The organism is Pseudomonas sp. PAGU 2196, assembly GCF_022179005.1.
Taxonomy (GTDB): domain Bacteria; phylum Pseudomonadota; class Gammaproteobacteria; order Pseudomonadales; family Pseudomonadaceae; genus Aquipseudomonas; species Aquipseudomonas kermanshahensis.
In genome coordinates, this window is the sequence record NZ_BNTL01000024.1 from 35282 (window position 1) to 59054 (window position 23773).

The window sequence follows — 23773 nt, forward strand, 5'->3', positions numbered from 1 at the left end:
GTCACAAACGTCTATCTGACGAGGCCCACCATGACCAGCCGCCTGAATCCAGAAGATCAGCGTCGTGTCGATGAGTATCTACGCGCCCCCCAGCACCAAGTCGAGCGCAGGCCCTTCCGGCCGTGGCTGCTCCTTGTACTGGTGGTGGCCGTGACCATTGGTCTGGGCCTCATAAGCCGCCTGTTGAGTGGACTGGTGCTATGAGCTGCCTCGCGCTCGCCCTCCCCTCGTGCAGTTTGCGGCCGGCCCCCCGGGCCACGAATTCCGTAAACCTTATGAGATATCCCCATGACTCATCGCATCGTGATTGTCGGCGGCGGCGCCGGCGGCCTGGAACTGGCGACCCGCCTGGGTAAAAGCCTGGGCAAGCGCAAGCAAGCCGACATCACCCTGGTCGACGCCAACCTGACGCACATCTGGAAGCCGCTGCTGCACGAAGTGGCAGCCGGCTCGCTGAACTCCTCGGAAGATGAACTGAACTACGTGGCCCAGGCCAAGTGGAACCACTTCAACTTCCAGCTGGGGCGCATGAGCGGCCTGGACCGTGAAGGCAAGCAGATCCAACTGGCCGCCACCCTCGATGAAGAGGGCCGCGAGCTGGTGCCTGCGCGCACGCTGAGCTACGACACGCTGGTCATCGCCGTGGGCAGCAACACCAACGACTTCGGCACCTTGGGCGCGGCGCAGCACTGCCTGTTCCTGGACACCCGCAAGCAGGCCGAGCGTTTCCACCAGCAACTGCTCAACCACTACCTGCGCGCCCATGCCGGTGATGTGGCCAGCGAACAAATCAGCGTGGCCATCGTCGGTGCCGGTGCCACTGGCGTAGAGCTGGCGGCCGAGCTGCACCACGCGGCGCACGAGCTGGCAGCCTATGGCCTGGACCGCATCCAGCCCAAGGACATGCACATCACCCTGATTGAAGCTGGCCCACGGGTTTTGCCTGCGTTGCCCGAGCGCATCAGTGTGCCGGTGCACAAGACCCTGGAAAAACTGGGGGTGAAGGTGATGACCAATGCCGCGGTCAGCGAAGTGACCGCGGATGGCCTGAAAACCAAGGACGGCGAAGTGATCCAGGCCAGCCTCAAGGTGTGGGCGGCGGGTATCCGTGCGCCGGGGTTCCTCAAGGACATCGATGGGCTGGAAACCAACCGCATCAACCAGCTGGTGGTGCGCCCTACCCTGCAGACCACGCGTGATGACAACATCTTCGCCTTCGGTGACTGCGCCGCGTGCCCACAACCGGGCAGCGACCGCAATGTGCCGCCACGGGCCCAGGCCGCACACCAGCAGGCTTCGATGCTGGCGCAAAGCCTGAAGGCGCGATTGGAGAACAAGGCGCTGCCGACTTATGAGTACAAGGACTACGGTTCGTTGGTATCGCTGTCGCGCTTCTCGGCGGTGGGTAACCTGATGGGCAACCTGATGGGCAGCGTGAAGCTGGAGGGCTGGCTGGCGCGGATGTTCTATGTGTCGCTGTACCGCATGCACCAGATGGCGCTGTATGGGTTCTTCCGCACGGCGATGATGATGTTGGGTAGCAAGATTGGGCGTGGGACAGAGCCGCGGTTGAAGCTGCACTGAAGAATGCTGGGGGGCGCCATGCGCCCCTTTCGCGACACAAGGCCGCTCCCACAGGAACGGCATAGCATCTGAAATGGTGGGCTCTTGTGGGAGCGGCCTTGTGTCGCGAAAGGCCTGCGCAGCAGGCCCAATGATCTGAGATAAAAACCGAGGCAAAAGAAAAAGGGCATCTCAGTCGAGATGCCCTTTTTACATGGTGGGTCGTGTAGGATTCGAACCTACGACCAATTGGTTAAAAGCCAACTGCTCTACCAACTGAGCTAACGACCCTGAAAATGGTCGGGGTGAGGGGATTCGAACTCCTGACATCCTGCTCCCAAAGCAGGCGCGCTACCGGACTGCGCTACACCCCGAGATTGGCTCCGCGACCTGGACTCGAACCAGGGACCCAATGATTAACAGTCATTTGCTCTACCGACTGAGCTATCGCGGAACTGAACTTCGGTACATCTTTACTACTTCGAGGTCTGTGTTAGCTTCGATCTCTTCAGCTTCTCTGCTTTCGCTTTGTCGCTGCTGAGGCCGGCTATTCTACATTCTTCGTTTTTCTTGTCAACCACTTTTTTTCATTCAACTTACTGATTTCTAAGTTGTTTTGCTAACACCGATGTTCCTGGTGATTCGCTTAGTGCCTGACAACGCGGCGTATATTAGGGGCACTCGATTTTAGATGCAAGCAGAAATTTCAAAATTTTCAGCAAGTTATCAAAAAAAGCTGCGAGGCCCCGATTTTACGGTGTTTGCCGGGCCTCTTCGCGGGCAAGCCCGCGCCTGCAGTGGCATCAGGGGCATAAAAAAGCCCCGCAGGTGCGGGGCTATTTTTTTCAGCTGGATCAGGCAAAGACGATTTCGTCGCCTTCCACCTTGGCGGTAATCGCCGACCCCGGCAGGAATTTGCCAGAGAGGATCAACTGCGCCAGCGGGTTTTCGATCCAGCGCTGGATCGCACGCTTCAGTGGCCGTGCGCCATACACCGGGTCGTAACCCACTGCGATCAGCTTGTCCAACGCCTCAGGGCTCAGGCTGAGCGACAGTTCACGTTCCAGCAGACGGCTGCGCAGGCGGCCCAGCTGGATTTCGGTGATGCCGGCGATCTGGTCGCGGCCCAGGGGCTCGAATACCACCACTTCGTCGATCCGGTTGATGAACTCCGGACGGAAGTGCGAACCCACCGCATCCATCACCGCAGCACGCTGCGCCTCACGGTCACCGACCAGTTCCTGGATCTGTGCAGAGCCCAGGTTGGAGGTCATCACGATCACGGTGTTGCGGAAGTCCACGGTACGGCCGTGGCTGTCCGTCAGCCGGCCATCCTCAAGCACCTGCAGCAACACGTTGAACACATCCGGGTGCGCCTTCTCTACCTCGTCGAGCAGCACCACCGAATAAGGCTTGCGCCGTACCGCTTCGGTCAGGTAACCGCCCTCCTCGTACCCTACATAGCCTGGTGGAGCGCCGATCAGGCGAGCCACGGAATGTTTCTCCATGAACTCGGACATGTCGATACGCACCATCGCCTCTTCCGTGTCGAACAGGAACTCGGCCAGGGCCTTGCACAGCTCGGTCTTACCCACACCGGTCGGGCCGAGGAACATGAACGACCCACTTGGCCGGTTCGGGTCGGACAACCCGGCGCGGGAGCGGCGTACTGCGTTGGCCACGGCGGTAACGGCTTCGTGCTGACCGATCACGCGCTGGTGCAGCAGTTCTTCCATCTTCAGCAGCTTTTCGCGCTCGCCTTCGAGCATCTTGGCAACCGGGATGCCGGTCCACTTGGACACCACTTCTGCAATTTCTTCCTCGGTGACCTTGTTACGCAGCAGCTGGTTTTCCGACTTGCCATGCTGGTCGACCATCTGCAGGCTGCGCTCCAGGTCCGGGATCACCCCGTACTGCAGCTCGGCCATGCGGCTCAGGTCGCCTTTACGACGGGCGCTTTCGAGCTCTTGGCGGGCCTGCTCGATCTTTTGCTGGATCTGCGCCGAACCCTGCACCTCAGCTTTCTCGGAGGCCCAGATCTCTTCGAGGTCGGAATACTCACGCTCCAGCCGCTCGATTTCCTCGTGCAGTTTTTCCAGACGTTTTTTCGCGGCCTCGTCTTCTTCTTTCTTCAGCGCCTGGGATTCCACCTTCAGCTGAATCAGACGACGGTCCAAACGGTCGAGCACTTCAGGCTTGGAGTCGATCTCCATGCGAATACGGCTGGCCGCTTCGTCAATCAGGTCGATGGCTTTGTCCGGCAGCTGGCGGTCAGTGATGTAGCGATGGCTGAGCTTGGCCGCCGCAATGATCGCGCCGTCGGTGATGGCCACCTTGTGGTGCACTTCGTAGCGTTCTTTCAGGCCGCGCAGGATGGCAATGGTGTCTTCCTCGCTCGGCTCTTCTACCAGTACCTTCTGGAAGCGACGCTCCAGGGCGGCGTCCTTTTCGATGAACTGGCGGTACTCGTTGAGCGTGGTGGCGCCAACGCAGTGCAGTTCGCCACGGGCCAGGGCCGGTTTGAGCATGTTGCCCGCGTCCATGGCGCCCTCGCCTTTACCGGCGCCGACCATGGTGTGCAGTTCGTCGATGAACAGGATGATCTGGCCTTCCTGTTTGGACAGCTCGTTAAGCAGCGACTTCAGGCGCTCTTCGAACTCGCCGCGGTACTTGGCACCGGCGATCAGCGCCCCCATGTCCAGCGCCAGCAGGCGCTTGCCTTTGAGGCCATCGGGCACTTCGCCGTTGATGATGCGCTGGGCCAGGCCTTCGGCGATGGCGGTTTTACCCACGCCAGGCTCACCGATCAGCACCGGGTTGTTCTTGGTACGCCGTTGCAGCACCTGCACGGTACGGCGGATTTCGTCGTCGCGGCCGATCACCGGGTCCAGCTTGCCCTCTTCGGCACGCTTGGTCAGGTCGACCGTGTACTTGTCCAGGGCCTGGCGCGACTCTTCGGCGTTGGCGTCGTTGACTGCCGCACCGCCACGCAGGTTATTGATGGCGTTTTCCAGGGCCTTCTTGGTCACGCCCTGGCTCAACAGCAGCTTGCCGAGCTTGCTGTTCTCGTCCATGGCGGCCAACAGCACCAGCTCGCTGGAGATGAACTGGTCGCCCTTCTGCTGGGCCAGGCGGTCGGCCTGGTTGAGCAGGCGCGCCAGGTCCTGGGACATGTTCACGTCGCCCGTGGGGTTCTGGATTTTCGGCAGTTGGTCGAGTTCTTTCACCAGTGCCTGACGCAGGCTGTTGATGTCGAAGCCGACTTGCATCAGCAGCGGCTTGATCGACCCGCCCTGCTGTTCGATCAGGGCCTGCACCAAGTGCAGAGGCTCGATGGCAGGGTGGTCCATGCCTACGGCGAGGGACTGAGCGTCGGATATTGCTAATTGAAGCTTGCTGGTCAAACGGTCTATTCGCATGGGAGTACCTTCCTGTTAGGGCAGGTCGGAGCGATGGACAGCGCCTTTAATGAAGAAACCTGCCAGAGATGACCAATAGATATGGGTGATTCTGGAAGATTCAAGCGTAGCGGGGTTGACCGAGGTCAACCTGATGGATTAGTGGTGGCTGCGTTTCGGGCTTGCCCGAGTAGAGGCGTGATACGTCAGCGAGGGGCTAGCCAGACCAACGAGGCAAACCGCCCACCTTGGGGCGTGCGGCGATACGAGAAGAACCGTGAGTCGCTGACCGTGCAGAAACCACCGCCATACACCGCCGTCACGCCACGCGCCGCCAGGCGAATACGCGCCAGCGCATAGATGTCGGCCATCAGCTTGCCCGGCCGCTCACCGTCGACAAAGGCCTTGGCAGCCTCCGGGTGCACAGCAGTAAAGGCATCACGCACTTCCAGCCCCACTTCGAACGCCTGCGGGCCAATGGCCGGGCCCAGCCACACCAGCACGTCTTCAGGCGGCAGGGCCAAACGGTCGAGGGTCGCTTCCAGTACCCCGCCCGCCAACCCGCGCCAGCCAGCATGGGCTGCAGCCACGCGGGTACCCGCACGGTCACAGAACAGTGCGGGCAGGCAATCGGCAGTCATTACGGTGCAGGCGATACCGGGCTGATCAGTCCAGCTGGCGTCGGCCTCGGACACCACGGCCGGGTCGGCATCCGCCACCACCAAGCCATGCACTTGCTTGAGCCAGGCAGGCTGGATAGCAAATTCATCGCTCAGACGGCGGCGGTTTTCGGCGACTGCGACAGGGTCATCACCCACGTGATCACCCAGGTTGAACGCTTCATAGGGCGGCAGGCTGACGCCGCCCTGACGCGTAGTGACACAAGCGCGAACCGAGGCCGGGGCCGGCCAGTCAGGAAACAGCAGCGCCTGCGTCAGACCGTTCATCCGATAAAGCTCTCGCGGTCTTCGTTCAGCAGTGTCAGCAACCAGAGGAAATCATCCGGCAACGGCGATTCCCACTTCATGATTTCACCGGTAATCGGGTGGGCCAGCGCGAGGAAACGCGCATGCAGCGCCTGACGCGGGAAGGTCTTGACCGCCTCGACCATGGTTGGGCTGGCAGCCGGCGGAATGCGGAAGCGCCCACCGTACGTCTGGTCGCCGACCAGTGGGAAGCCCACATGGGCCATGTGCACACGGATCTGGTGGGTACGGCCGGTTTCCAGCTTGACCCGCACGTGAGTGTGGGAGCGGAAGCGCTTGAGCACACGGTAGTGGCTGACCGCCGGCTTGCCACCGTCGGTTACCGCCATGCGCTGGCGCATGCCGCCGTGGCGACCAATGGGGGCGTCGATCTTGCCGCCGGAGGTCACCACACCAATCACGATGCACTCATAGATGCGGCTGACCTTGCGGCTTTGCATTTGCTCGACCAGCCGGGTCTGCGCCTGCAGGGTCTTGGCCACCACCATCAGACCGGTGGTGTCCTTGTCCAGACGGTGGACGATACCGGCGCGCGGCACGTTGATGATGTCTGGCACGTGGTGCAGCAAGGCATTGAGCAGGGTACCGCTGGCATGGCCCGCGGCCGGGTGCACAACCAGCCCGGCAGGCTTGTTGATCACCATGATATGGTCGTCTTCGTAGACGATATCCAGCTCGATGTCTTCGGCGATCCACTCGCCCTGGGCCTCTTGTTCGGCCTCCAGGACAAGCACAGAGCCACCATAGACGGTGTCTCGAGGGCGCACGACGGCACCATCGACCGTCAGGCGGCCCTCTTTGATCCACGTAGTAAGCCGCGAACGCGAGTACTCGGCGAACAATTGGGCGGCGACCTGGTCGAGGCGTTGACCGCCCAGATCGGACGGTACCTCTGCGCTAAGTTGAATGATCTCGGACATGCTCGATTCGGCGGGCGCACAGCCTTTGGTTTCGGCTGCGAGCTTGTGGTTAAATACGGCTTCTTTTGTCCCGGGGTTGGCCGGGGCGCTCATCATAACAGGACGGCACCGCCCAAGACAGCGGCCGTCAAAGGGACGCAAGCCGCCATGCAAGTGAAACACCTGCTGCTGATCGCCATCCTCGGGCTTACCGCGGCCTGTTCCTCTAACAAGGAAGTCATTGACGAGAACCTCAGCGAAGCCGAGCTGTACCAGCAGGCCCAGGCTGACCTGGACAATTCCAGCTACACCAGCGCCGTGAACAAGCTCAAGGCCCTGGAGTCGCGTTACCCGTTCGGCCGTTATGCCGACCAGGCGCAGCTCGAACTGATCTACGCCAACTACAAGAACACCGAGCCGGAGGCCGCCAAGTCTGCCGCCGAGCGTTTCATCCGCCTGCACCCGCAGCACCCGAACGTCGACTACGCCTACTACCTCAAGGGCCTGACGTCGTTCGACCAGGACCGTGGCCTGCTGGCGCGCTTCCTGCCGCTGGACATGACCAAGCGTGACCCGGGTGCCGCCCGTGACTCGTACAACGAGTTCGCCCAGTTGACCAGCCGCTTCCCGAACAGCCGCTACGCGCCGGACGCCAAGCAGCGCATGATCTACCTGCGCAACCTGCTGGCCTCCTACGAGATCCACGTGGCCGACTACTACCTGGGCCGCCAGGCGTATGTGGCTGCCGCCAACCGTGGCCGCTACGTGGTCGAGAACTTCCAGGAAACGCCATCGGTCGGTGACGGCCTAGCAATCATGGTCGAGGCGTACCAGAAGATGCACCTGGACGAGCTGGCTGCCACCAGCCTGGAAACCCTCAAGCTCAACTACCCTGACCACCCGAGCCTGGTCGATGGCGAGTTCCAGCCCAAGCAGACCGAGTCTGACGGCCGTGGCTGGCTGTCCAAGGCGACCCTGGGCCTGATCGAAACCGACGCCCCGCTGCCACCGGGTGAAACCCGCGCCAACCAGGACGTGGTCAAGCAGTTCCAGGACGCGCGCTCCGAGATGCCGCAAGAGCTGCTGCCGAAAGACGAAAACGGCGACGTGATTCTGCCGCCAGGCCCGAAAGAAGCCGAGCAGGACCGCTCGTGGTTCAGCTACATGACCTTTGGTCTGTTCGACTGATTGATCGCAACACAAGAAAGGGAGGCCTTGGGCCTCCCTTTTTTATTGGCTGCGTCCTAGACTGTCGGCTTCTTCATTCGACAAGCTGGACACCATGGTTCGCCTACTTTTCTGGATCGCCCTGATCGCCGCCGCGTTCTGGCTGTGGCGCAAGTTCAAGATCAGCCAGCAATCCCACCCTGAGCCCAAACTCGACGACCCGCTGAAGATGGTGCGCTGCGCCCATTGTGGCGTGCACCTGCCTAATGACCGGGCGCTGCAGCTGGGCAAGGAGTGGTATTGCAGCCAGGCGCACCTTGAGCAGGGGCCTGGGCGGCAGGGATAAGCCTCAAACCCCATAGGCCCCATCGCCGGCAAGCCGGCTCCCACAGGGACTGCGCAGCGCTCAAGGCCAACGCGGTACCTGTGGGAGCTGGCTTGCCAGCGAAAGGCCCGCAAAGCAGGCCCGGCTTTCTCAGCCCAAGCGCCCTGCCGGCGCATACGGCGCCGGGTCGATGATCGGCTCAGCCCCGGTCAGCAAATCGACGAACAGCTGGCAAGACGCGGGCGCCAGCACCAGCCCATTGCGGTAATGCCCGCAATTGAGCCACAGCCCATCATGCCCAGGCACCGGCCCAATATACGGGATACCTTCCGGCGACCCCGGCCGCAGCCCTGCCCAATGCCCCACCACCGTGGCCTCTGCCAGTTCCGGCAGCAACTCGACCGCCGAAGCCTTGAGGCTTTCCAGCGCCTGCTCGGTCGGGGTCTTGTCGTATCCAGCATGCTCCAGCGTACTGCCCACCAGAATATGCCCGTCACGGCGCGGAATGGCGTAGCGCCCCTTGGCCAGCACCATGCTCGGCAAAAAGTCCTCGGCACACTTGAACAGGATCATCTGGCCCTTCACCGGCTCCACCGGCAGTTCCAGGCCCAGCGTGCGCAGCAGGTCGCCGCTCCACGCGCCTGCGCTCAGTACCACTTCATCGGCATCGATCACGCCGTCCGCCGTCTGCACACCGGTAACGCGCTCACCCTCATGCCGGAAGCCTGTCACCTGGCAGTGCTCACGCAAGCTCACGTTCGGTAGCGCCAGCAATGCTGCCTTGAGCGACTTCACCAAGCGTGGATTACGCACGTTGGCCACACCCGCCATGTAGATGGCGCGTTTGAAGCCAGGGCCCAGCACCGGTACGGCGTCATAGGCCGCCGAGATATCCACAGCACTGAGCGGGCGTCGCTCGCGCTCGGCCCAGGCCAATGCCTCGGGTTCATCATCCAGGTCCAGCCAATACAACCCGGTGGTATGCACCTGAGGATCAATGCCCGTGGTAGCGAACAGGTGCTCGCCCAGTTGTGGATAAAAATCCTGGGACCAATGCGCCAAAGCGGTTACCGCCGGGCTGTAGCGCCATGGGTACAACGGCGAGACGATACCGCCGCCGGCCCAGGACGACTCGCGGCCGACCTCCCCCTGATCGCAGACCACGACCTGCCCGACGCTCGCCGCCAGGTTGAATGCCGTCAGCAGGCCGATAACCCCGCCACCGACCACCACTACTTGCTTGCTCATCTGTCGATCCAAACACCTGAAGTAAAACCGCGATGCGCCGGGCATCATTCATTCTTCAGCTTCCCCAGCATCGCTCGCGGCCTTCCAGGCTGCCCGGGTTGCTCTGCACGCCGCTTTGGTCGAGCTGAAAATCACCACAGCGGTCATCGGCCATCAGGCCATTCGGCAGCCGCCTTGCGCTCAGCGTAAAGGTATCGCTGCTGCGTTGGGCCTGCAGGCTGTAATGACGGTTGGCAGTGGGCAAGGCCAGCTCGCCTTCGGCGTATTGGCCCGTGCGCACGCGGTGGCGCTCCAGGCGCAAGGCAGCGTCATGCAGCAGGCCAACCACTTCGCTGCGTGCGGCTCGCCGAAGCTGGTCGCTGTAACTGGGGTAGGCAATGGCTGCCAGAATGCCGGTCACGGCCACGACAATCAACAATTCGATCAGGGTCAGGCCTTGCTGCATGTCAAGGTTCCCCCAATCGTTGTCGCCAGAGGATGCGCCGCACCTCATCACCTGACAGGGCATACACCGCTTCAAGTACATGGCGCGACTCGACCTGTCGGCTGACGGCAGTCACCCTGAACAAGGTGGCCTGTTGGCCCTCGGGCAAGTGTGCGACGCGGTCGCTTGTGCCAAGGTTTTGCACCTGAAAATAGCCGCTTTGGATGCCCTGCCAGCTGCCTTGCAAGTCGTGCGGGCGTTGTGGCGGCTGGCAGGGCTTGCACAGCGGTGGCGTAACCAGCTTTAGCTGGTCAACAGCCAGCAGCAGTGTCTGTTCGGCTTCCTCAAGTGCCTTGAGCCCATCACGCCAGTAGCCGGCCATGCGTGTTTCAACCAGCGCATCTCGCAGCGCCGAGGCCGCGATCAGACCAAGCAGCAAGCTCAGCACCAGCGCCAACAGCAACACCACACCGCGTTGGCGCTTCACGGTTCGGGCACCGGGTTACGCAGCGCCACACTCAGCGCATGCTGCTGTTCGATGCGCAGGGTGGGCTCGTACAGGGTCAGGTGCACATCTACCCGCCCGCCCTGCGGTGTTTCGACGAACGCCACGCGCATCTCGCGCACATGGTCGACCAGCGGTTGCGGTGTACCTCGTCGCCGGAACTTCAGCGTACCGTCTTCCAGCGCATACACGTGCCGGCTGATAGGGAACGCCAACAGCTGACCGCTGCTTTCAGCTCGCCCCTTGTACACGTGGGCCTCGTCGGTGCAGTTGGTCAGCAATGTCCAACCGGGAGCACCGCTATGCCCTGGCAGCTCGGCGACCACCAGGCTCAAGCTGGTGGGGCTCACATGCAGCGGTCGGGCGAAGGCCTGAAGTGCTTCAGGGTCGTTGAAATCACCGGGCTGCAAGCGCAGGCAACCGAACATGCCGGCCATGCGAATATCCTGGGCCATGCGCTGCAAGGCCAGCCGGGCATCATCCTGCAGGCGTGCGGCCACACCTTGCAGCCGCCAGGTTTCATGGGCAGACACAAACAGCTGGCTAGCCGCCGCCAGCAGCCCCAAACCGATGACGAGCGCCAGCACCCCTTCAAGCAGGCTGAAGCCGCCTTGTGCGCGCTTCACCGCTGTACCTTCCGCGCGTCAGCTGCCCTGCTCCGCTCTAGCTGCGTGTGTTTCAACAAGGCGGCCTGCGCGTCGTGCCGTGCGCTGTCGGTTGCCTGCAGTGCGCGCACCTGCAGCGCAGCAGCGGCAAACAGGCCCACTGCCACGACCACCATGGCCAGCAGTACCTCGAGAAGCGTCATGCCCCCTTCCATCGTTCGCATCCCTGCGCCCCCTGTGACTTTTCCTGCAGCTGTTTACTCGCTGGGCGACTGGATCAATTGCCCTGCGACGTTGAAGCTGAAGCGAAGCACGTCCAGGGAGAAATGCACGGTGCGGCAACAGGGTGCAACACTGATACAAATGATGTTGGCGCTGGCCATGGCGGCCGTTCTGACACAGCTAGGGATGCCGGCCTACACCGGGCTTTCAGATGACTTACACAGCGCAGCCGCAGCGCGGGACCTGGCGCAGGCACTGCGCAGCGCGCGCAGCCACGCCTTGCTGCAAGGCCAGACAGTGCGGGTGCAGCCGATGGAAAGCGATTGGGGTAAGGGTTGGCGTGTGGTGCTTGAACACAATCAGCAGGTGCTGCGTGAACACCGCTTGTCGCGGCCGCTGAGAATTGCCCACAACACCCCGGGGCAGGTGAGGTTCAGTGCAGTAGGTGTTCCGCTGGGGCGTAGCAATTCAACACTGGAGATCTGCGAGCGCGCCTCCCCCACCGGCCAGCATCACGTCGTGCTGTCGACCAGCGGCAGAATCAGCGTGCGCACAGGTGAGCCCGAGCGGGGATCACTGTGCGCACGCTCTTGATCAGATCAGCGAACGAACCCGCAGCTCTTTGGGCATCGAGAACGTGATGTTCTCTTCACGCCCATCGAGCTCTTCGGCGCCAGAAGCGCCCCACGCCTTGAGCTGCTCGATCACACCACGCACCAGCACCTCTGGGGCAGAAGCACCCGCCGTGATGCCGATGCGGGCGGCGTCGCCAAACCAGCTGCGCTGCAGGTCCTCGGCACCATCGATCAGGTAGGCCGGGGTGCCCATCCGCTCGGCCAGCTCACGCAGGCGGTTGGAGTTGGAGCTGTTCGGGCTGCCGACCACCAGGACCACGTCACATTCGTCGGCCAGTTGCTTGACTGCATCCTGGCGGTTCTGGGTGGCGTAGCAGATGTCATCCTTGCGCGGGCCACCGATGTTCGGGAAGCGCGCACGCAGGGCATCGATGACACGGCTGGTGTCATCCATCGACAGCGTGGTCTGGGTCACGAAGGCCAGGTGGTCCGGGTCGCGCACCTGCAGCTTGGCAACATCCTCCTCGTCTTCGACGAGGTAGATGGCGCCGCCGTTGCTGGCGTCATACTGCCCCATGGTGCCTTCCACTTCCGGGTGCCCGGCGTGGCCGATGAGAATGCACTCACGGCCATCGCGGCTGTACTTGGCCACCTCGATGTGCACCTTGGTGACCAGGGGGCACGTGGCATCGAACACCTTCAGGCCACGCCCGGCCGCTTCCTGGCGCACGGCCTGGGAAACGCCATGGGCGCTGAAGATGACGATGACGTCGTCAGGCACCTGCTCCAGCTCTTCGACGAAGATGGCACCGCGGTTGCGCAGGTCTTCGACCACGAACTTGTTGTGCACCACTTCGTGGCGTACGTAAATCGGCGGGCCGAAGACTTCCAGGGCACGGTTGACGATCTCGATCGCCCGGTCGACCCCCGCGCAAAAGCCGCGAGGGTTGGCGAGTTTGATTTGCATGCTCGGCTCCAGGCTTACAAGGCCTTCACATCGAGGATCTCCACCTCGAAGCTCAGGGTCTTGCCAGCCAGTGGGTGATTGAAGTCGATGGTCACCTGCGCGTCATCGAAGGCTTTGACCACGCCCGGCAGCTCGGCGTTGGCGGCGTCGTTGAAGATCACCAGCAGGCCTTCGGACAACTCCATGTCGGTGAACTGTGACCGCGGCATCACTTGCACATTCTGCGGGTTCGGTTGGCCGAAGGCGTTCTCCGGGGCCACGGTGACGGTGCGCTTGTCGCCGGCCTTGAAGCCGAACAGCGCGGCTTCGAAACCGGGCAGCAGGTTACCGTCACCGACCTTGAACATGGCGGGCGACTTGTCAAATGTGCTGTCGACCGTGTCGCCGTTTTCAAGGTGCAGGGCGAAGTGCAAGGTGACTTCGGTGTTCTGGCCAATACGGGTGTCAGTCATGGACAGGCTCCTCGGACTTCTTGCTCTTGAACATATCCAGCGCCAGCATCACCGCACCAACGGTAATGGCACTGTCGGCCAGGTTGAAGGCCGGGAAATAATGGCGGTTCTGCCAGTGCACCAGGATGAAGTCGACCACGTGGCCAAGCACGATGCGGTCGTACAGGTTACCCAGCGCACCACCCAGCACCAATGCCAAGGCGACGGCCAGCCAGGTCTCGCTGCGCCCCAGGCGCTTGAGCCAAACCACCAGCACCGCACTGACCACCAGGGCGATCAGGGCGAACAGCCAACGCTGCCAGCCGGAGCTGTCGGCGAGGAAGCTGAACGCCGCGCCGGTGTTGTAGGCCAAGGTCCAGCTGAAGTAGTCAGGAATGACCACGATCTGCTGGTACAGGCTCAACTTGCCTTCGAAATAGACCTTGGTGACCTGGTCAAGGACCAGGACCACCAGGCTCAGCCAGAGCCAGGCAAGGCGCCCGAAGCGCCCCGCAACAGGGTTAGGCATAGTGGCGCACCTCGCCCGAACCGCTCAGGTTGTCGACGCAACGGCTGCAGATTTCCGGGTGCTCCGGGTGGCTGCCAACGTCGGCGCGGAAGTGCCAGCAGCGGCCGCACTTGGCGTGGCCAGACTTGACCACTTTCAGCTTGAGGCCTTCGACTTCGGTCGCCACGGCATCCGCCGGTGCCTGCACGAACGGCACCACACTGGCAGCCGAGGTGATCAGCACGAAGCGCAGCTCGTCGCCCAGCTTGCTCAGGTCGGCGCTCAGGCCTTCATCGGCGTACAGGGTAACTTCGGCTTGCAGGTTGCCACCAATGACCTTGGCAGTACGCTGGTTTTCCAGCTCCTTGTTGACCGATGCCTTGACCGCCATGACGCGGTCCCAGTAGGCACGGTCCAGTTCGGTGCCTTCCGGCAGCTCGCTCAGGCCCTGGTACCAGCCGTTAAGCATCACCGACTCGTTGCGCTCGCCCGGCAGGTACTGCCAGATTTCGTCGGCGGTGAAGGCCAGGATCGGCGCGATCCAGCGCACCAGCGCTTCGCTGATGTGGTACAGCGCAGACTGGCACGAACGGCGCGCGACACTGTTGGCGCCGGTGGTGTACTGGCGGTCCTTGATGATGTCGAGGTAGAAGCCACCCAGCTCCTGCACGCAGAAGTTGTGGATCTTCGAGTAGACGTTCCAGAAGCGGTACTCGCTGTAGTGCTCTTCCAGCTCGCGCTGCAGCAGCAGCGTGCGGTCCACTGCCCAACGGTCCAGGGCCAGCATGTCCTCTGGGGCCAGCAGGTCGCGGGACGGGTCGAAGCCCGACAGGTTGGACAGCAGGAAGCGCGCGGTGTTGCGGATACGGCGGTAGGCGTCGGCGCTACGCTGCAGGATCTGCTCGGAAACCGCCATCTCACCGGAGTAGTCGGTGGCCGAAACCCACAGGCGCAGGATGTCGGCACCCAGGGTGTTGTTGACCTTTTCCGGCTCGATGGTGTTGCCCAGCGACTTGGACATCTTGCGGCCGTTCTCGTCCACGGTGAAGCCGTGGGTCAGCAACTCGCGGTACGGCGCGTGGTTGTCGATGGCGCAACCGGTCAGCAAGGACGAGTGGAACCAGCCGCGGTGCTGGTCGGAGCCTTCCAGGTACAGGTCGGCGACCGGGCCGGTAGCGTGGCCGATGTCGTGCGAGCCACGCAGCACGTGCCAGTGGGTGGTGCCAGAGTCGAACCACACGTCCAGGGTGTCGGTGATCTTGTCGTACTGGCCGGCTTCGTCACCGAGCAGTTCGGCGGCGTCCAGCTTGAACCAGGCCTCGATGCCTTCTTGCTCGACGCGCTTGGCCACGGCTTCCATCAGCTCGACGGTACGCGGGTGCAGCTCGCCGGTCTGCTTGTGCAGGAAGAACGGGATCGGCACACCCCAGTTGCGCTGACGCGAGATGCACCAGTCCGGGCGGTTGGCGATCATCGAGTGCAGGCGCGCCTGGCCCCAGGCCGGGACGAACTTGGTTTCTTCGATGGCCTTGAGCGCGCGCTCACGCAGCGGCTCGCCGGTGGTTGGCTGCTTGTCCATGCCGACGAACCACTGCGCGGTGGCGCGGTAGATCAGCGGGGTTTTGTGGCGCCAGCAGTGCATGTAGCTGTGGCTGATGGTTTCGGAGTGCATCAGCGCGCCGACTTCGCCCAGCTTCTCGACGATGGCCGGGTTGGCCTTCCAGATGAACTGGCCGCCAAAGAACTCCAGCGACTCGACATACACGCCGTTGCTTTGCACCGGCGTGAGGATGTCGTCGTTGACCATGCCATAGCGCTTGCAGGTGACGAAGTCGTCTTCACCGTAGGCAGGTGCGGAGTGGACCACACCAGTACCGGCGCCCAGCTCGACGTAGTCAGCCAGGTAGAGTGGCGACAGGCGGTCGTAGAACGGGTGGCGGAAGTTGATCAGCTCCAGGGCCGAGCCTTGGGCAGTCGCAACCACCGAGCCTTCCAGGTTGTAACGCTTGAGGCACGACTCCACCAGCTCTTCAGCCAGCACCAGCAGGCGCTCGCCAGTGTCGACCAGGGCGTACTTGAACTCCGGGTGGATGTTCAGCGCCTGGTTGGCAGGGATGGTCCACGGGGTGGTGGTCCAGATCACGATGGCGGCAGGCTTGGCCAGCGAGGCCAGGCCAAAGGCGGCGGCCAGCTTGTCGGCGTCGGCGACCGGGAAGGCCACGTCGATGGTCTGCGACTTCTTGTCGGCGTATTCGACTTCGGCTTCGGCCAGTGCCGAACCGCAATCGAAGCACCAGTTCACAGGCTTGAGGCCCTTGAACACGAAACCTTGCTTGACCATCTCGGCCAGGGCACGGATTTCACCGGCCTCGTTGGCGAAGTTCATGGTCTTGTAAGGGTTGTCCCAGTCGCCCAGCACACCCAGGCGGATGAACTCGGTCTTCTGCCCTTCGATCTGCTCGGCGGCGTACTCGCGGCACAGCTCGCGGGTGCGGTCGGCGGACAGGTGCTTACCGTGGGTGACTTCGACCTTGTGTTCGATCGGCAGGCCATGGCAGTCCCAGCCCGGCACGTAGGGCGCGTCAAAGCCCGCCAGGGTCTTGGAACGGACGATCATGTCCTTGAGGATCTTGTTCAGCGCATGACCGATGTGGATCTTGCCGTTGGCATAGGGCGGGCCGTCGTGCAGGACGAACTTCGGACGATCCTTGCCAATTTCGCGCAGCTTCTGGTACAGGCCAATGCTGTCCCAGCGCTGCAGAATCTGCGGTTCGCGCTGAGGCAGGCCGGCCTTCATCGGGAAGGCGGTGTCCGGAAGGTTTAGCGTGGCTTTGTAGTCGGTCATTTCAGGCTCTTCGTTAGCGGTTGAGCGTGCCAATGTGCACGTGCGGCGGCGATGTCCGCGTCGATCGCCGACTTCAGCGCCTCAAGGGAGGCGAATCGCTGCTCTTCACGCAGCTTGTGGTGGAACTCCACCGTCAGACGCCGGCCATACAGGTCGCCGGCATAATCCAGAAGATGAATCTCCAGGTGCGGGCGCCCATCACCGGCAACGGTGGGGCGCACGCCGATATTGCCGACACCCGGCCAGGCCTTGCCGTCGATTTCGATGCTGGCCAGGTAAACCCCGGACAGCGGCACGCGGCGGCGCTTGAGCTGGATGTTGGCGGTGGGCGTGCCAAGTTGGCGCGCGAGTTTTTGGCCGTGCAAGACCCGGCCAGTGATGCGGTACGGGCGGCCCAGCAGGTGCTCGGCCAGTTCGAAGTCGCCTTCGGACAACGCCTTGCGCACTTCGGTGCTGCTGACCCGCAAACCATCCTGGATAACCGTGTTGGCGGCTTCGACGGTGAACCCGTACTTGTCGCCGGCCTCGACCAAGAAGGCAAAATCGCCTGCGCGGTCGCAGCCAAAGCGGAAGTCGTCGCCCACTTCAAGGTGACGCACGCCCAGGCCGTCGACCAGGATGGCCTTGACAAACTCATCGGCGCTGAGCTTGCTCAGGCGCTGGTTGAATGCCAGGCACAGCACGCGGTCGATGCCTTCGGCGGCCAGCAGCTCGACCTTGTCGCGCAGCCGAGCCAGACGCGCCGGGGCGGTATCGGGGGCAAAGTATTCGCGCGGCTGTGGCTCGAAGATCACCACGCAGGTCGGCAGGCCAAGTGCTTGGCCGCGCTCGCGCAGACGCGCCAGGATTGCCTGGTGGCCGCGGTGAACCCCGTCGAAGTTGCCAATGGTGGCGACACAGCCCCGGTGCTCGGGGCGCAGGTTGTGAAGACCTCGAACCAGCTGCATAACGCGCTTCTTGCTCATAAAGTGGCCGATTATAACCACACCCGGGCGCCGGTGACAGGCAGCAGCGCCCAGGGGTGGCGTGGAATGCGAAAAACCGACGCCTGACGTGCGCTAGGCCTCAGTGCAGGGCCTTGCGGGCAAAATGCCGTGGCCGGAAGCCGCACAGGTACAGGCAGCCGAAATACGTCACGACGCCCGCCAGGATCAGCGCCCCGAGACGCACGAAGCGCTCGAGCATGCCGCCCTGCTCCCAGGCCGGCATGACGTGCATGCCCGCCAGCAAAACCGCCGACATCAATGTAACGGCCAATACCAGCTTGAACAGGAAGCGTACCCAGCCCGCTTGCGGCTCGAACAGCCCTTGGCTGCGCAGCTTCCAGAACAGCAGGCCAGCATTGAGGCAGGCACCCAGGCTGATCGCCAGGGCCAGGCCAGCATGCGCAAGCGGGCCGACCAGGACCAGGTTCAACAGCTGAGTACAGACCAGCGTGAACACCGCGATCTTCACGGGTGTCCGGATATTCTGCTGCGCATAGAAGCCTGGTGCCAGTACCTTGACCAGAATGATCGCCAACAGGCCCACAGAATAGGCCATCAACGCACGCTGGGTCATGGCCGCATCGAACGCGCTGAACTTGCCGTACTGGAACAGCGCCACCGTCAGCGGCTCGGCGAGAATGGCCATGGCCAGTGTGCAAGGCAACACCAGCAGGAAGCACAGGCGCAGGCCCCAGTCGAGGATGCGCGAGTATTCTTCGCGGTCCTTGTTGGCGTAGGTCTTGGCCAACGTCGGCAGCAGGATGGTGCCCAGGGCCACGCCGAGCACGCCGGACGGCAGCTCCATCAGGCGATCGGCGTAATACATCCACGACACCGAGCCGGCCACCAGGAACGAGGCGAAGATGGTGTTGATGATCAGCGATATCTGGCTGACCGAAACGCCGAGGATCGCCGGCAGCATCTGCTTGAGCACGCGCCATACACCGGTGTCGCGCAGGTTCAGGCGTGGCAGTACGAGCATGCCGATCTTCTTCAGTGCCGGCAGCTGGTACAGCAGTTGCGCCAGGCCGCCGGCCAGTACACCCCAGGCCAACGCCATGATGGGCGGGTCGAAATACGGCGTGAGCACCACGGCGAAGAAGATCATCGCCACGTTCAGCAGGGTCGGGGTAAATGCGGGGACCGAGAATCGGTTCCAGGTATTGAGGATCGCCCCCGCCAGCGACGACAGCGAAATCAGCAATATATAAGGAAAGGTCACCCGCAACAGGTCGGTGGTGAGCGCGTATTTTTCGGCACTGTCGACGAACCCAGGCGCTGTCGCCCACACCACCCAGGGCGCCGCGAGGATGCCAACGGCCGTGACCAGGGCCAGGACCAGGGTCAACAGGCCGCTGACATAGGCAATAAAGGTACGGGTCGCTTCCTCGCCCTGCTGGGTCTTGTATTCGGCCAGAATCGGCACGAACGCTTGCGAAAACGCCCCCTCGGCAAAAATCCGCCGCAGCAGGTTGGGCAGCTTGAACGCGATGAAAAAGGCATCAGTGGCGATGCCGGCACCAAATACACGCGCCAGGATGGTGTCGCGCACAAAGCCCAACACCCTGGAAATCATGGTGATTGAGCTGACTGCGGCCAGGGATTTGAGCAGATTCATCGAAAAGATTCACGTCAGAGACAGAGGACGCTGCAGACAGCGTTCGAATGTGCGATACTCCCGCGCCTTCGCAGGGGAGCCAAAAATTCCCGAGTTTACAGGTCGCGCAGCAGAAAGGAATCTTTCCCTCTTGTTGGCGCACCGCTCGGCGGAACCTTGCAGGTGGCCTTGACATCCGTTCGACTGATCGGCATGATTCGCGGCCTATTTTGTTTGCTATTTACCTAAAGTCTTTCGAGGAGCTCGACGGTGGCCAACACACCTTCCGCCAAGAAACGTGCAAAACAGGCTGAGAAGCGTCGCAGCCACAACGCCAGCCTGCGTTCCATGGTCCGCACCTACATCAAGAATGTAGTTAAAGCCATCGACGCAAAAGACGCTGAAAAAGCGCAAGCCGCTTACGTTCTGGCTGTGCCTGTAATCGACCGTATGGCCGATAAAGGCATCATCCACAAGAACAAAGCTGCTCGCCACAAAGGCCGTCTGAATGGCCACATCAAGGCGCTGAAAGAAGCTGCAGCTGCCTAAGCGACATGCTTGTCAAAAAACCGACCCTAGGGTCGGTTTTTTGTTGCCTGCGATTTTTCATTACACGGGCTTTGTGTAGGAGCAGCCTTGTGCTGCGAAGAGGCCGGTGCAAGCACCTGACATCAAGGGTGCCTGCACCGGCTTCTTCGCAGCACAAGGCTACTCCTACACAAAGCCAGGGCCGCATTAGGCGGCCCTGGCATCCATCACTTGGCTATCTGGATCTTCGGCGCCCACTGCAGCCATTGATCCTCTGCCTTGTCGAACAGGGCAAAGGTTTGTTGCGGCCGCGCCGGGTTGCCCATCTGCTCACCATCCGGGGTGGCAAAGGCAATACCGCCATCGATCAGTGTCTCCAGCGACTCGGTACGCACCGTAGCGCCCTTCAACAGCCCCCAATCGAAGCCAAAGCCACTGCTGTTCCAGAAGCGGCTGCCGCTGCGCACCAATGCGGCATAGCGCGGCTCGATAAGAATATGGATCAGCACGCGGTCGGCGCTCTGGCCCAGCTCGAAGCCTGTCACCTTGCCGACTGCAACTTCACGGTAGGTCACCGGCACACCCGGCTTGATCGAGCCACGCCGCGGTGCACTGAGCGTCAACGGCAAACCGACCTCAGGGCCAGCTACCTCTGGGGCATCTGCCAGGGCAATGAAATCACGCTGCGTGCCTCTGTCTTTGGCCGCCGGCTGCACTTCCAGGTATTGCCCACCAATCAAGGTGTCGAGGTTCTCAGTGCGCACCAGGCCCAACGCAGGCTTTACCACCCAGAACTGGGTGCCGACCCGGGCAATACGCTCCGCCGCCTCGGTAATACGTGCACGCAACAGCACCGCCTGCAAGTCCGCGGTCAGGTCGACGCTTTCAATACTGCCAACGTCCAGGCCACGGAAGCGGATCGGCGTGCCTGGCTTCAAGCCATCGGCACGGTCGACACGAATGGTGATCAAGGTACCCGCACGATTGACCGCCTCCTCGCTGTCATGCAGGCGGAAGCGTGGAATATGACGCTTGAGCGCCACATCAGGCCTTGGCGTGTCGAAGGCGATACCGCCCGCCATCAGCGTTTGCAGTGATTCACTTTTGATCTTGATGCCCGACAACCCACCGGTCAGGGTAATACCACTGACATTCCAGAAGCGCGACGAGCCGTTGACCAGCTTCTCGTACTCCTTCTCGATGTGCACACCGATCAGGATGCGGTTGCTGTTGTGGGCGAACTGGTAGCTCTGCACGCTACCCACTTTCACCTGGCGATACATCACCGGGCTACCGACTTCCAACGAACCCAGGGTATCGGCGAACAGCACCATGTGCAGGCCCGGTGCCTTGAGGTCCAACGGCGGCGCCTTGGGCCGAGCCTCGAACTCACGCAGCGGCTTGGCGCCCTTCTCGCCGGGGCGAATGGCAATGTAGTTACCTTTTACCAAAGCCTCCAGGCCTGTGATGCCCGCCAGCGAGATGGACGGTTTGACCACCCAGAACTGCGTCCCTTCGACCAGGTAGTCCTCGGTCAGCGGGTCGAGGGTGAGCTCGGCCATGGCGCTGCCGAGGTTATCCTCCATCTTCAGTGCTTTCAGCGAGCCGACCTGTATGCCTTTGTACATCACCGGCGTGCGGCCAGCCTGCAGGCCTTCGTAGTCACTCAGCTTGACCTTGATGCGGATACCGGCCTGGGCAGCATCGAAGTCTTCGTACAGGCGGAACGGCAGGCTTGGGTCGGTCGGCGGGCTGTCCTTGCGGTATTCCGGTGTCGCAAAGGCAATACCGCCGGCGACGATGCTCGAGAGCGACTCGCTGCGCACCTTCACGCCCGACAGGCTGGCATCGATACTGATGCCGCTGGCATTCCAGAAACGCGTATGTTTGCGCACCAGGCTGGCGTAGGCGGGCTGGATGAATACCTTGACCTCGACCGTATCCTGATCATCGGAAAGCCGGTAGCTCTTCACCCGGCCGACCTGAATCTGCTTGTAGAAGACCGGGCTGTCGCGGTTGAGCGACCCCAATCGATCGGCCTTGAGCGTCAGGTGCAAACCGGGCTCACTGTCGGACAAGGGCGGCGCCGTGGACAAGGCGGTAAAGCGCTTGGCCTTCTCCCCTTCGCCAGGGCTGACGGCGATGTAGTTACCCGAGACCAAGGTTTCCAGGCCAGAAATACCCGCCAGGCTGACGCTTGGCTTAACCAGCCAGAAGCGCGTACCGGTTGTCAGGTGCGGTTCTGCCGCCTTGTTCATCTCAATGGTGGCGATCACCCCTTGGTTGTCGCCCTTGGCGTCCAGCACCAGGGACGTCACCTTCCCGACCGGCATGCCCTTGTAGATAACTTCGGTCTTGTTGGCGACGATCCCTTCACCGGTGGTGAAACGAACTTCGATTTCTACACCCGCATCCCGATACGCCTGCCATGCCAACCAGCCGCCGATCATCAACGCGATCAGCGGCAGAATCCAGATGGCCGACCAGTTCGAGGCTGGGCGGGTTTTTGCCGTAGGCAGGTCACTCATGGTCGTCATCCGACTCCGTGTTATCCCAAATCAGTCGGGGATCGAAAGTTAAAGCAGCAAGCATCGTCAGGATCACCACAGTGGCAAAGGCGACAGCACCCAGGTTGGCTTCGACACTGGCTATTCGGCCGAAATTCACTACCGCCACCAGAATGGCGATGACGAAAATATCAAGCATGGACCAGCGTCCGATGAATTCGATGAAGCGGTACATCAGGATCCGCTGGCGCGCAGAAAGCGGCTGTCGGCGTTGAACGGAATACAACAGTAAGCCGATACCCACCAGCTTGAAGGTGGGCACCAGGATACTGGCAATGAAGACCACCGCCGCGATGGGCACCATGCCGTGCTTGAGCAGGGTGATGACGCCCGACATGATGGTATCGGGGCTGCCCTGGCCGAGCGTGCTGACGGTCATGATCGGCAACAGATTGGCAGGGATGTACAGAATGGAAGCCGCAATCAACAGCGCCCAGGTGCGCACGATGCTGTTGGGTCGACGGCCATGCACGATGGCACCACAGCGCGTGCATGTCTGCGAGGCGCTGTCGGCCTCCTGCCTGTTCAGTTCGTGACACTCATTGCAGACAAGGATGCCTGCATCAATCGCCCGCATGGAGATCCTCCCCGGAAAGCGCACTCCAGATCTGATGCGGTGACATCACCACTTCAAGCCACACCTGAATCAATAACAAACTGATGAAGCAGAATAGGCCCAACCCGATGGTCAACTCGGCCAGGTCCACCAGTTTGACGATCGCAACCAGCACGCCCATGAAGTAGACCTCGAGCATGCCCCAGTCGCGCAAATGGTGATAGATGCGATAGCACAACAAGCCATAGCTACGCCCTACATCCAGGCGAATGCTCAGCAGCACCGCCAGCTGGCACAGCAGTTTTGCCAGGGGAATGGCCATGCTGCACAGGAAAACCACGACGGCCACGCCACGCATTTCGGAGTTGTACAGGCCTAAGACGCCACTCCATACCGTATCGTCGGACGTCTGGCCAAGCAGGTGCAGCTGCATGATCGGCAGGAAATTGGCCGGCACGAACAGCAAGAGGGCGGTGAGCACCAGGGCTAGGCTACGGTTGACCACATTGTGCCGGTGGGCGTAAAGCTCATAGCCGCAGCGCGGGCACTGGGCTTTTTCGTCATGCTGCAGCACGGGTTTGCGCATCAACAGGTCGCACTCGTGGCAAGCAACGAGTTCGTCCAGCGGCAATTGGGCCAGTGCTTCGGGTTCGACAGGGTTGGGCATATCGAGCTTCTGAATGGATGCGTGGGCTCTATTCTAGTGATCTGGCTCAAAATGTGGGAGGCGACTATTGACCGGTGTGCAACTGCAGGTTCCCGCCGGTGTTGATGCCGGGAACAGACAAAGCCCCTACCTGCTCGCGCAGTTAGGGGTTTTGCGAAATGAATCTTGACGATGACCTACTCTCACATGGGGAAACCCCACACT

General features: G+C 61.9%; 23 protein-coding genes and 3 tRNA genes. 6 read left to right on the plus strand and 20 right to left on the minus strand.

Annotated features, from left to right (window positions below; translation table 11 throughout):
- Positions 1-30 precede the first annotated feature (30 nt).
- Both MFF34_RS20140 and MFF34_RS20145 read left to right on the plus strand, forming a co-directional pair.
- The gene (locus tag MFF34_RS20140; protein WP_013970765.1) at positions 31-204 is read left to right on the plus strand and encodes a DUF3094 family protein; all 174 of its coding nucleotides are present in this window, start codon (positions 31-33) and stop codon (positions 202-204) included.
- An 84-nt stretch (positions 205-288) separates the two neighbouring features.
- Positions 289-1584, plus strand: a complete 1296-nt coding sequence (locus MFF34_RS20145) for an NAD(P)/FAD-dependent oxidoreductase (RefSeq protein WP_238216081.1) — start codon at positions 289-291, stop codon at positions 1582-1584.
- A gap of 194 nt (positions 1585-1778) precedes the next feature.
- On the opposite strand, the gene MFF34_RS20150 is transcribed toward MFF34_RS20145, so the two are convergent.
- The 6 genes from MFF34_RS20150 to rluD form a co-directional block, all read right to left on the minus strand.
- A tRNA-Lys gene (locus MFF34_RS20150) sits at positions 1779-1854 on the minus strand.
- A 6-nt stretch (positions 1855-1860) separates the two neighbouring features.
- Positions 1861-1937: transfer RNA gene (locus tag MFF34_RS20155), tRNA-Pro, on the minus strand.
- A gap of 4 nt (positions 1938-1941) precedes the next feature.
- A tRNA-Asn gene (locus MFF34_RS20160) sits at positions 1942-2017 on the minus strand.
- Positions 2018-2417: 400 nt separating this feature from the next.
- Positions 2418-4982, minus strand: coding sequence for an ATP-dependent chaperone ClpB (gene clpB, locus MFF34_RS20165; RefSeq protein ID WP_027594563.1), 2565 nt, complete (start codon positions 4980-4982; stop codon positions 2418-2420).
- Between the two features lie 185 nt (positions 4983-5167).
- Positions 5168-5908, minus strand: coding sequence for a peptidoglycan editing factor PgeF (gene pgeF / locus MFF34_RS20170; RefSeq protein ID WP_238216083.1), 741 nt, complete (start codon positions 5906-5908; stop codon positions 5168-5170).
- On the minus strand, positions 5905-6867 hold the full coding sequence (rluD, locus tag MFF34_RS20175) for a 23S rRNA pseudouridine(1911/1915/1917) synthase RluD (protein WP_238216085.1): 963 nt from the start codon (positions 6865-6867) through the stop codon (positions 5905-5907). Before rluD ends, pgeF begins: the two co-directional genes overlap by 4 nt.
- Before the next feature lie 147 nt (positions 6868-7014).
- On the opposite strand from rluD, the gene MFF34_RS20180 reads away from it, so the two are divergent.
- The gene (locus MFF34_RS20180) at positions 7015-8034 is read left to right on the plus strand and encodes an outer membrane protein assembly factor BamD (RefSeq protein ID WP_099428275.1); all 1020 of its coding nucleotides are present in this window, start codon (positions 7015-7017) and stop codon (positions 8032-8034) included.
- Between the two features lie 94 nt (positions 8035-8128).
- The gene (locus tag MFF34_RS20185; RefSeq protein WP_027594567.1) at positions 8129-8359 is read left to right on the plus strand and encodes a PP0621 family protein; all 231 of its coding nucleotides are present in this window, start codon (positions 8129-8131) and stop codon (positions 8357-8359) included.
- Between the two features lie 129 nt (positions 8360-8488).
- Here the strand turns inward: MFF34_RS20185 and thiO are convergent, their stop codons facing one another.
- Genes thiO through MFF34_RS20210 form a run of 5 tightly spaced genes read right to left on the minus strand, consistent with a single transcriptional unit; the run spans position 8489 to position 11344 of the window.
- The gene (gene thiO / locus MFF34_RS20190) at positions 8489-9586 is read right to left on the minus strand and encodes a glycine oxidase ThiO (protein ID WP_238216087.1); all 1098 of its coding nucleotides are present in this window, start codon (positions 9584-9586) and stop codon (positions 8489-8491) included.
- A gap of 55 nt (positions 9587-9641) precedes the next feature.
- Positions 9642-10031: a type IV pilin protein gene (locus MFF34_RS20195; RefSeq protein ID WP_027594569.1), complete on the minus strand. Its 390-nt coding sequence runs from the start codon at positions 10029-10031 to the stop codon at positions 9642-9644.
- Position 10032: 1 nt separating this feature from the next.
- Positions 10033-10497 carry a hypothetical protein gene (locus MFF34_RS20200; RefSeq protein WP_238216089.1) on the minus strand — a complete coding sequence of 155 codons (465 nt, stop codon included), beginning with the start codon at positions 10495-10497 and terminating at the stop codon, positions 10033-10035.
- Positions 10494-11141, minus strand: coding sequence for a PilW family protein (locus tag MFF34_RS20205; RefSeq protein ID WP_238216091.1), 648 nt, complete (start codon positions 11139-11141; stop codon positions 10494-10496). Before MFF34_RS20205 ends, MFF34_RS20200 begins: the two co-directional genes overlap by 4 nt.
- Positions 11138-11344, minus strand: a complete 207-nt coding sequence (locus MFF34_RS20210) for a prepilin-type N-terminal cleavage/methylation domain-containing protein (protein WP_085274286.1) — start codon at positions 11342-11344, stop codon at positions 11138-11140. Before MFF34_RS20210 ends, MFF34_RS20205 begins: the two co-directional genes overlap by 4 nt.
- A gap of 109 nt (positions 11345-11453) precedes the next feature.
- Between MFF34_RS20210 and MFF34_RS20215 the strand changes: the two genes are divergently transcribed.
- On the plus strand, positions 11454-11936 hold the full coding sequence (locus MFF34_RS20215) for a GspH/FimT family protein (RefSeq protein ID WP_085274285.1): 483 nt from the start codon (positions 11454-11456) through the stop codon (positions 11934-11936).
- On the opposite strand, the gene ispH is transcribed toward MFF34_RS20215, so the two are convergent.
- From ispH to murJ, 6 genes are all read right to left on the minus strand, one after another.
- On the minus strand, positions 11937-12884 hold the full coding sequence (gene ispH / locus MFF34_RS20220; protein ID WP_027594574.1) for a 4-hydroxy-3-methylbut-2-enyl diphosphate reductase: 948 nt from the start codon (positions 12882-12884) through the stop codon (positions 11937-11939).
- Between the two features lie 14 nt (positions 12885-12898).
- On the minus strand, positions 12899-13336 hold the full coding sequence (gene fkpB, locus MFF34_RS20225) for an FKBP-type peptidyl-prolyl cis-trans isomerase (RefSeq protein WP_085274283.1): 438 nt from the start codon (positions 13334-13336) through the stop codon (positions 12899-12901).
- The gene (gene lspA, locus MFF34_RS20230) at positions 13329-13844 is read right to left on the minus strand and encodes a signal peptidase II (protein WP_027594576.1); all 516 of its coding nucleotides are present in this window, start codon (positions 13842-13844) and stop codon (positions 13329-13331) included. Before lspA ends, fkpB begins: the two co-directional genes overlap by 8 nt.
- A complete protein-coding gene (ileS, locus tag MFF34_RS20235; protein ID WP_099452818.1) occupies positions 13837-16668 on the minus strand; it encodes an isoleucine--tRNA ligase in 2832 nt (943 codons plus the stop codon). The genes lspA and ileS overlap by 8 nt, the downstream gene beginning before the upstream one ends.
- Positions 16665-17615: a bifunctional riboflavin kinase/FAD synthetase gene (gene ribF, locus MFF34_RS20240; RefSeq protein ID WP_027594578.1), complete on the minus strand. Its 951-nt coding sequence runs from the start codon at positions 17613-17615 to the stop codon at positions 16665-16667. Before ribF ends, ileS begins: the two co-directional genes overlap by 4 nt.
- 118 nt (positions 17616-17733) lie before the next feature.
- Positions 17734-19272, minus strand: a complete 1539-nt coding sequence (gene murJ / locus MFF34_RS20245; RefSeq protein WP_027594579.1) for a murein biosynthesis integral membrane protein MurJ — start codon at positions 19270-19272, stop codon at positions 17734-17736.
- Between the two features lie 249 nt (positions 19273-19521).
- Between murJ and rpsT the strand changes: the two genes are divergently transcribed.
- A complete protein-coding gene (gene rpsT / locus MFF34_RS20250; protein ID WP_003247625.1) occupies positions 19522-19800 on the plus strand; it encodes a 30S ribosomal protein S20 in 279 nt (92 codons plus the stop codon).
- 206 nt (positions 19801-20006) lie between these two features.
- Here the strand turns inward: rpsT and MFF34_RS20255 are convergent, their stop codons facing one another.
- The 3 genes from MFF34_RS20255 to MFF34_RS20265 are packed head-to-tail and all read right to left on the minus strand — an operon-like array spanning position 20007 to position 23569.
- Entirely contained in the window at positions 20007-22307 is a 2301-nt protein-coding gene (locus MFF34_RS20255) for a PqiB family protein (protein ID WP_238216094.1), read from the minus strand.
- Positions 22300-22923: a paraquat-inducible protein A gene (locus tag MFF34_RS20260; protein ID WP_099428267.1), complete on the minus strand. Its 624-nt coding sequence runs from the start codon at positions 22921-22923 to the stop codon at positions 22300-22302. The genes MFF34_RS20255 and MFF34_RS20260 overlap by 8 nt, the downstream gene beginning before the upstream one ends.
- Entirely contained in the window at positions 22910-23569 is a 660-nt protein-coding gene (locus MFF34_RS20265) for a paraquat-inducible protein A (RefSeq protein ID WP_027594582.1), read from the minus strand. The genes MFF34_RS20260 and MFF34_RS20265 overlap by 14 nt, the downstream gene beginning before the upstream one ends.
- Between the last annotated feature and the right edge of the window lie 204 nt (positions 23570-23773).

Coding starts and splice junctions, on each gene's coding strand:
- murJ (WP_027594579.1), bottom strand. CDS start 19,272: ATGAATCTGCTCAAATCCCTGGCCGCAGTCAGCTCAATCACCATGATT.
- MFF34_RS20255 (WP_238216094.1), bottom strand. CDS start 22,307: ATGAGTGACCTGCCTACGGCAAAAACCCGCCCAGCCTCGAACTGGTCG.
- lspA (WP_027594576.1), bottom strand. CDS start 13,844: ATGCCTAACCCTGTTGCGGGGCGCTTCGGGCGCCTTGCCTGGCTCTGG.
- thiO (WP_238216087.1), bottom strand. CDS start 9,586: ATGAGCAAGCAAGTAGTGGTGGTCGGTGGCGGGGTTATCGGCCTGCTG.
- ileS (WP_099452818.1), bottom strand. CDS start 16,668: ATGACCGACTACAAAGCCACGCTAAACCTTCCGGACACCGCCTTCCCG.
- MFF34_RS20265 (WP_027594582.1), bottom strand. CDS start 23,569: ATGCCCAACCCTGTCGAACCCGAAGCACTGGCCCAATTGCCGCTGGAC.
- pgeF (WP_238216083.1), bottom strand. CDS start 5,908: ATGAACGGTCTGACGCAGGCGCTGCTGTTTCCTGACTGGCCGGCCCCG.
- MFF34_RS20260 (WP_099428267.1), bottom strand. CDS start 22,923: ATGCGGGCGATTGATGCAGGCATCCTTGTCTGCAATGAGTGTCACGAA.
- ispH (WP_027594574.1), bottom strand. CDS start 12,884: ATGCAAATCAAACTCGCCAACCCTCGCGGCTTTTGCGCGGGGGTCGAC.
- MFF34_RS20210 (WP_085274286.1), bottom strand. CDS start 11,344: ATGCGAACGATGGAAGGGGGCATGACGCTTCTCGAGGTACTGCTGGCC.
- MFF34_RS20180 (WP_099428275.1), top strand. CDS start 7,015: ATGCAAGTGAAACACCTGCTGCTGATCGCCATCCTCGGGCTTACCGCG.
- ribF (WP_027594578.1), bottom strand. CDS start 17,615: ATGCAGCTGGTTCGAGGTCTTCACAACCTGCGCCCCGAGCACCGGGGC.
- fkpB (WP_085274283.1), bottom strand. CDS start 13,336: ATGACTGACACCCGTATTGGCCAGAACACCGAAGTCACCTTGCACTTC.
- MFF34_RS20195 (WP_027594569.1), bottom strand. CDS start 10,031: ATGCAGCAAGGCCTGACCCTGATCGAATTGTTGATTGTCGTGGCCGTG.
- MFF34_RS20145 (WP_238216081.1), top strand. CDS start 289: ATGACTCATCGCATCGTGATTGTCGGCGGCGGCGCCGGCGGCCTGGAA.
- MFF34_RS20140 (WP_013970765.1), top strand. CDS start 31: ATGACCAGCCGCCTGAATCCAGAAGATCAGCGTCGTGTCGATGAGTAT.
- MFF34_RS20185 (WP_027594567.1), top strand. CDS start 8,129: ATGGTTCGCCTACTTTTCTGGATCGCCCTGATCGCCGCCGCGTTCTGG.
- rluD (WP_238216085.1), bottom strand. CDS start 6,867: ATGTCCGAGATCATTCAACTTAGCGCAGAGGTACCGTCCGATCTGGGC.
- clpB (WP_027594563.1), bottom strand. CDS start 4,982: ATGCGAATAGACCGTTTGACCAGCAAGCTTCAATTAGCAATATCCGAC.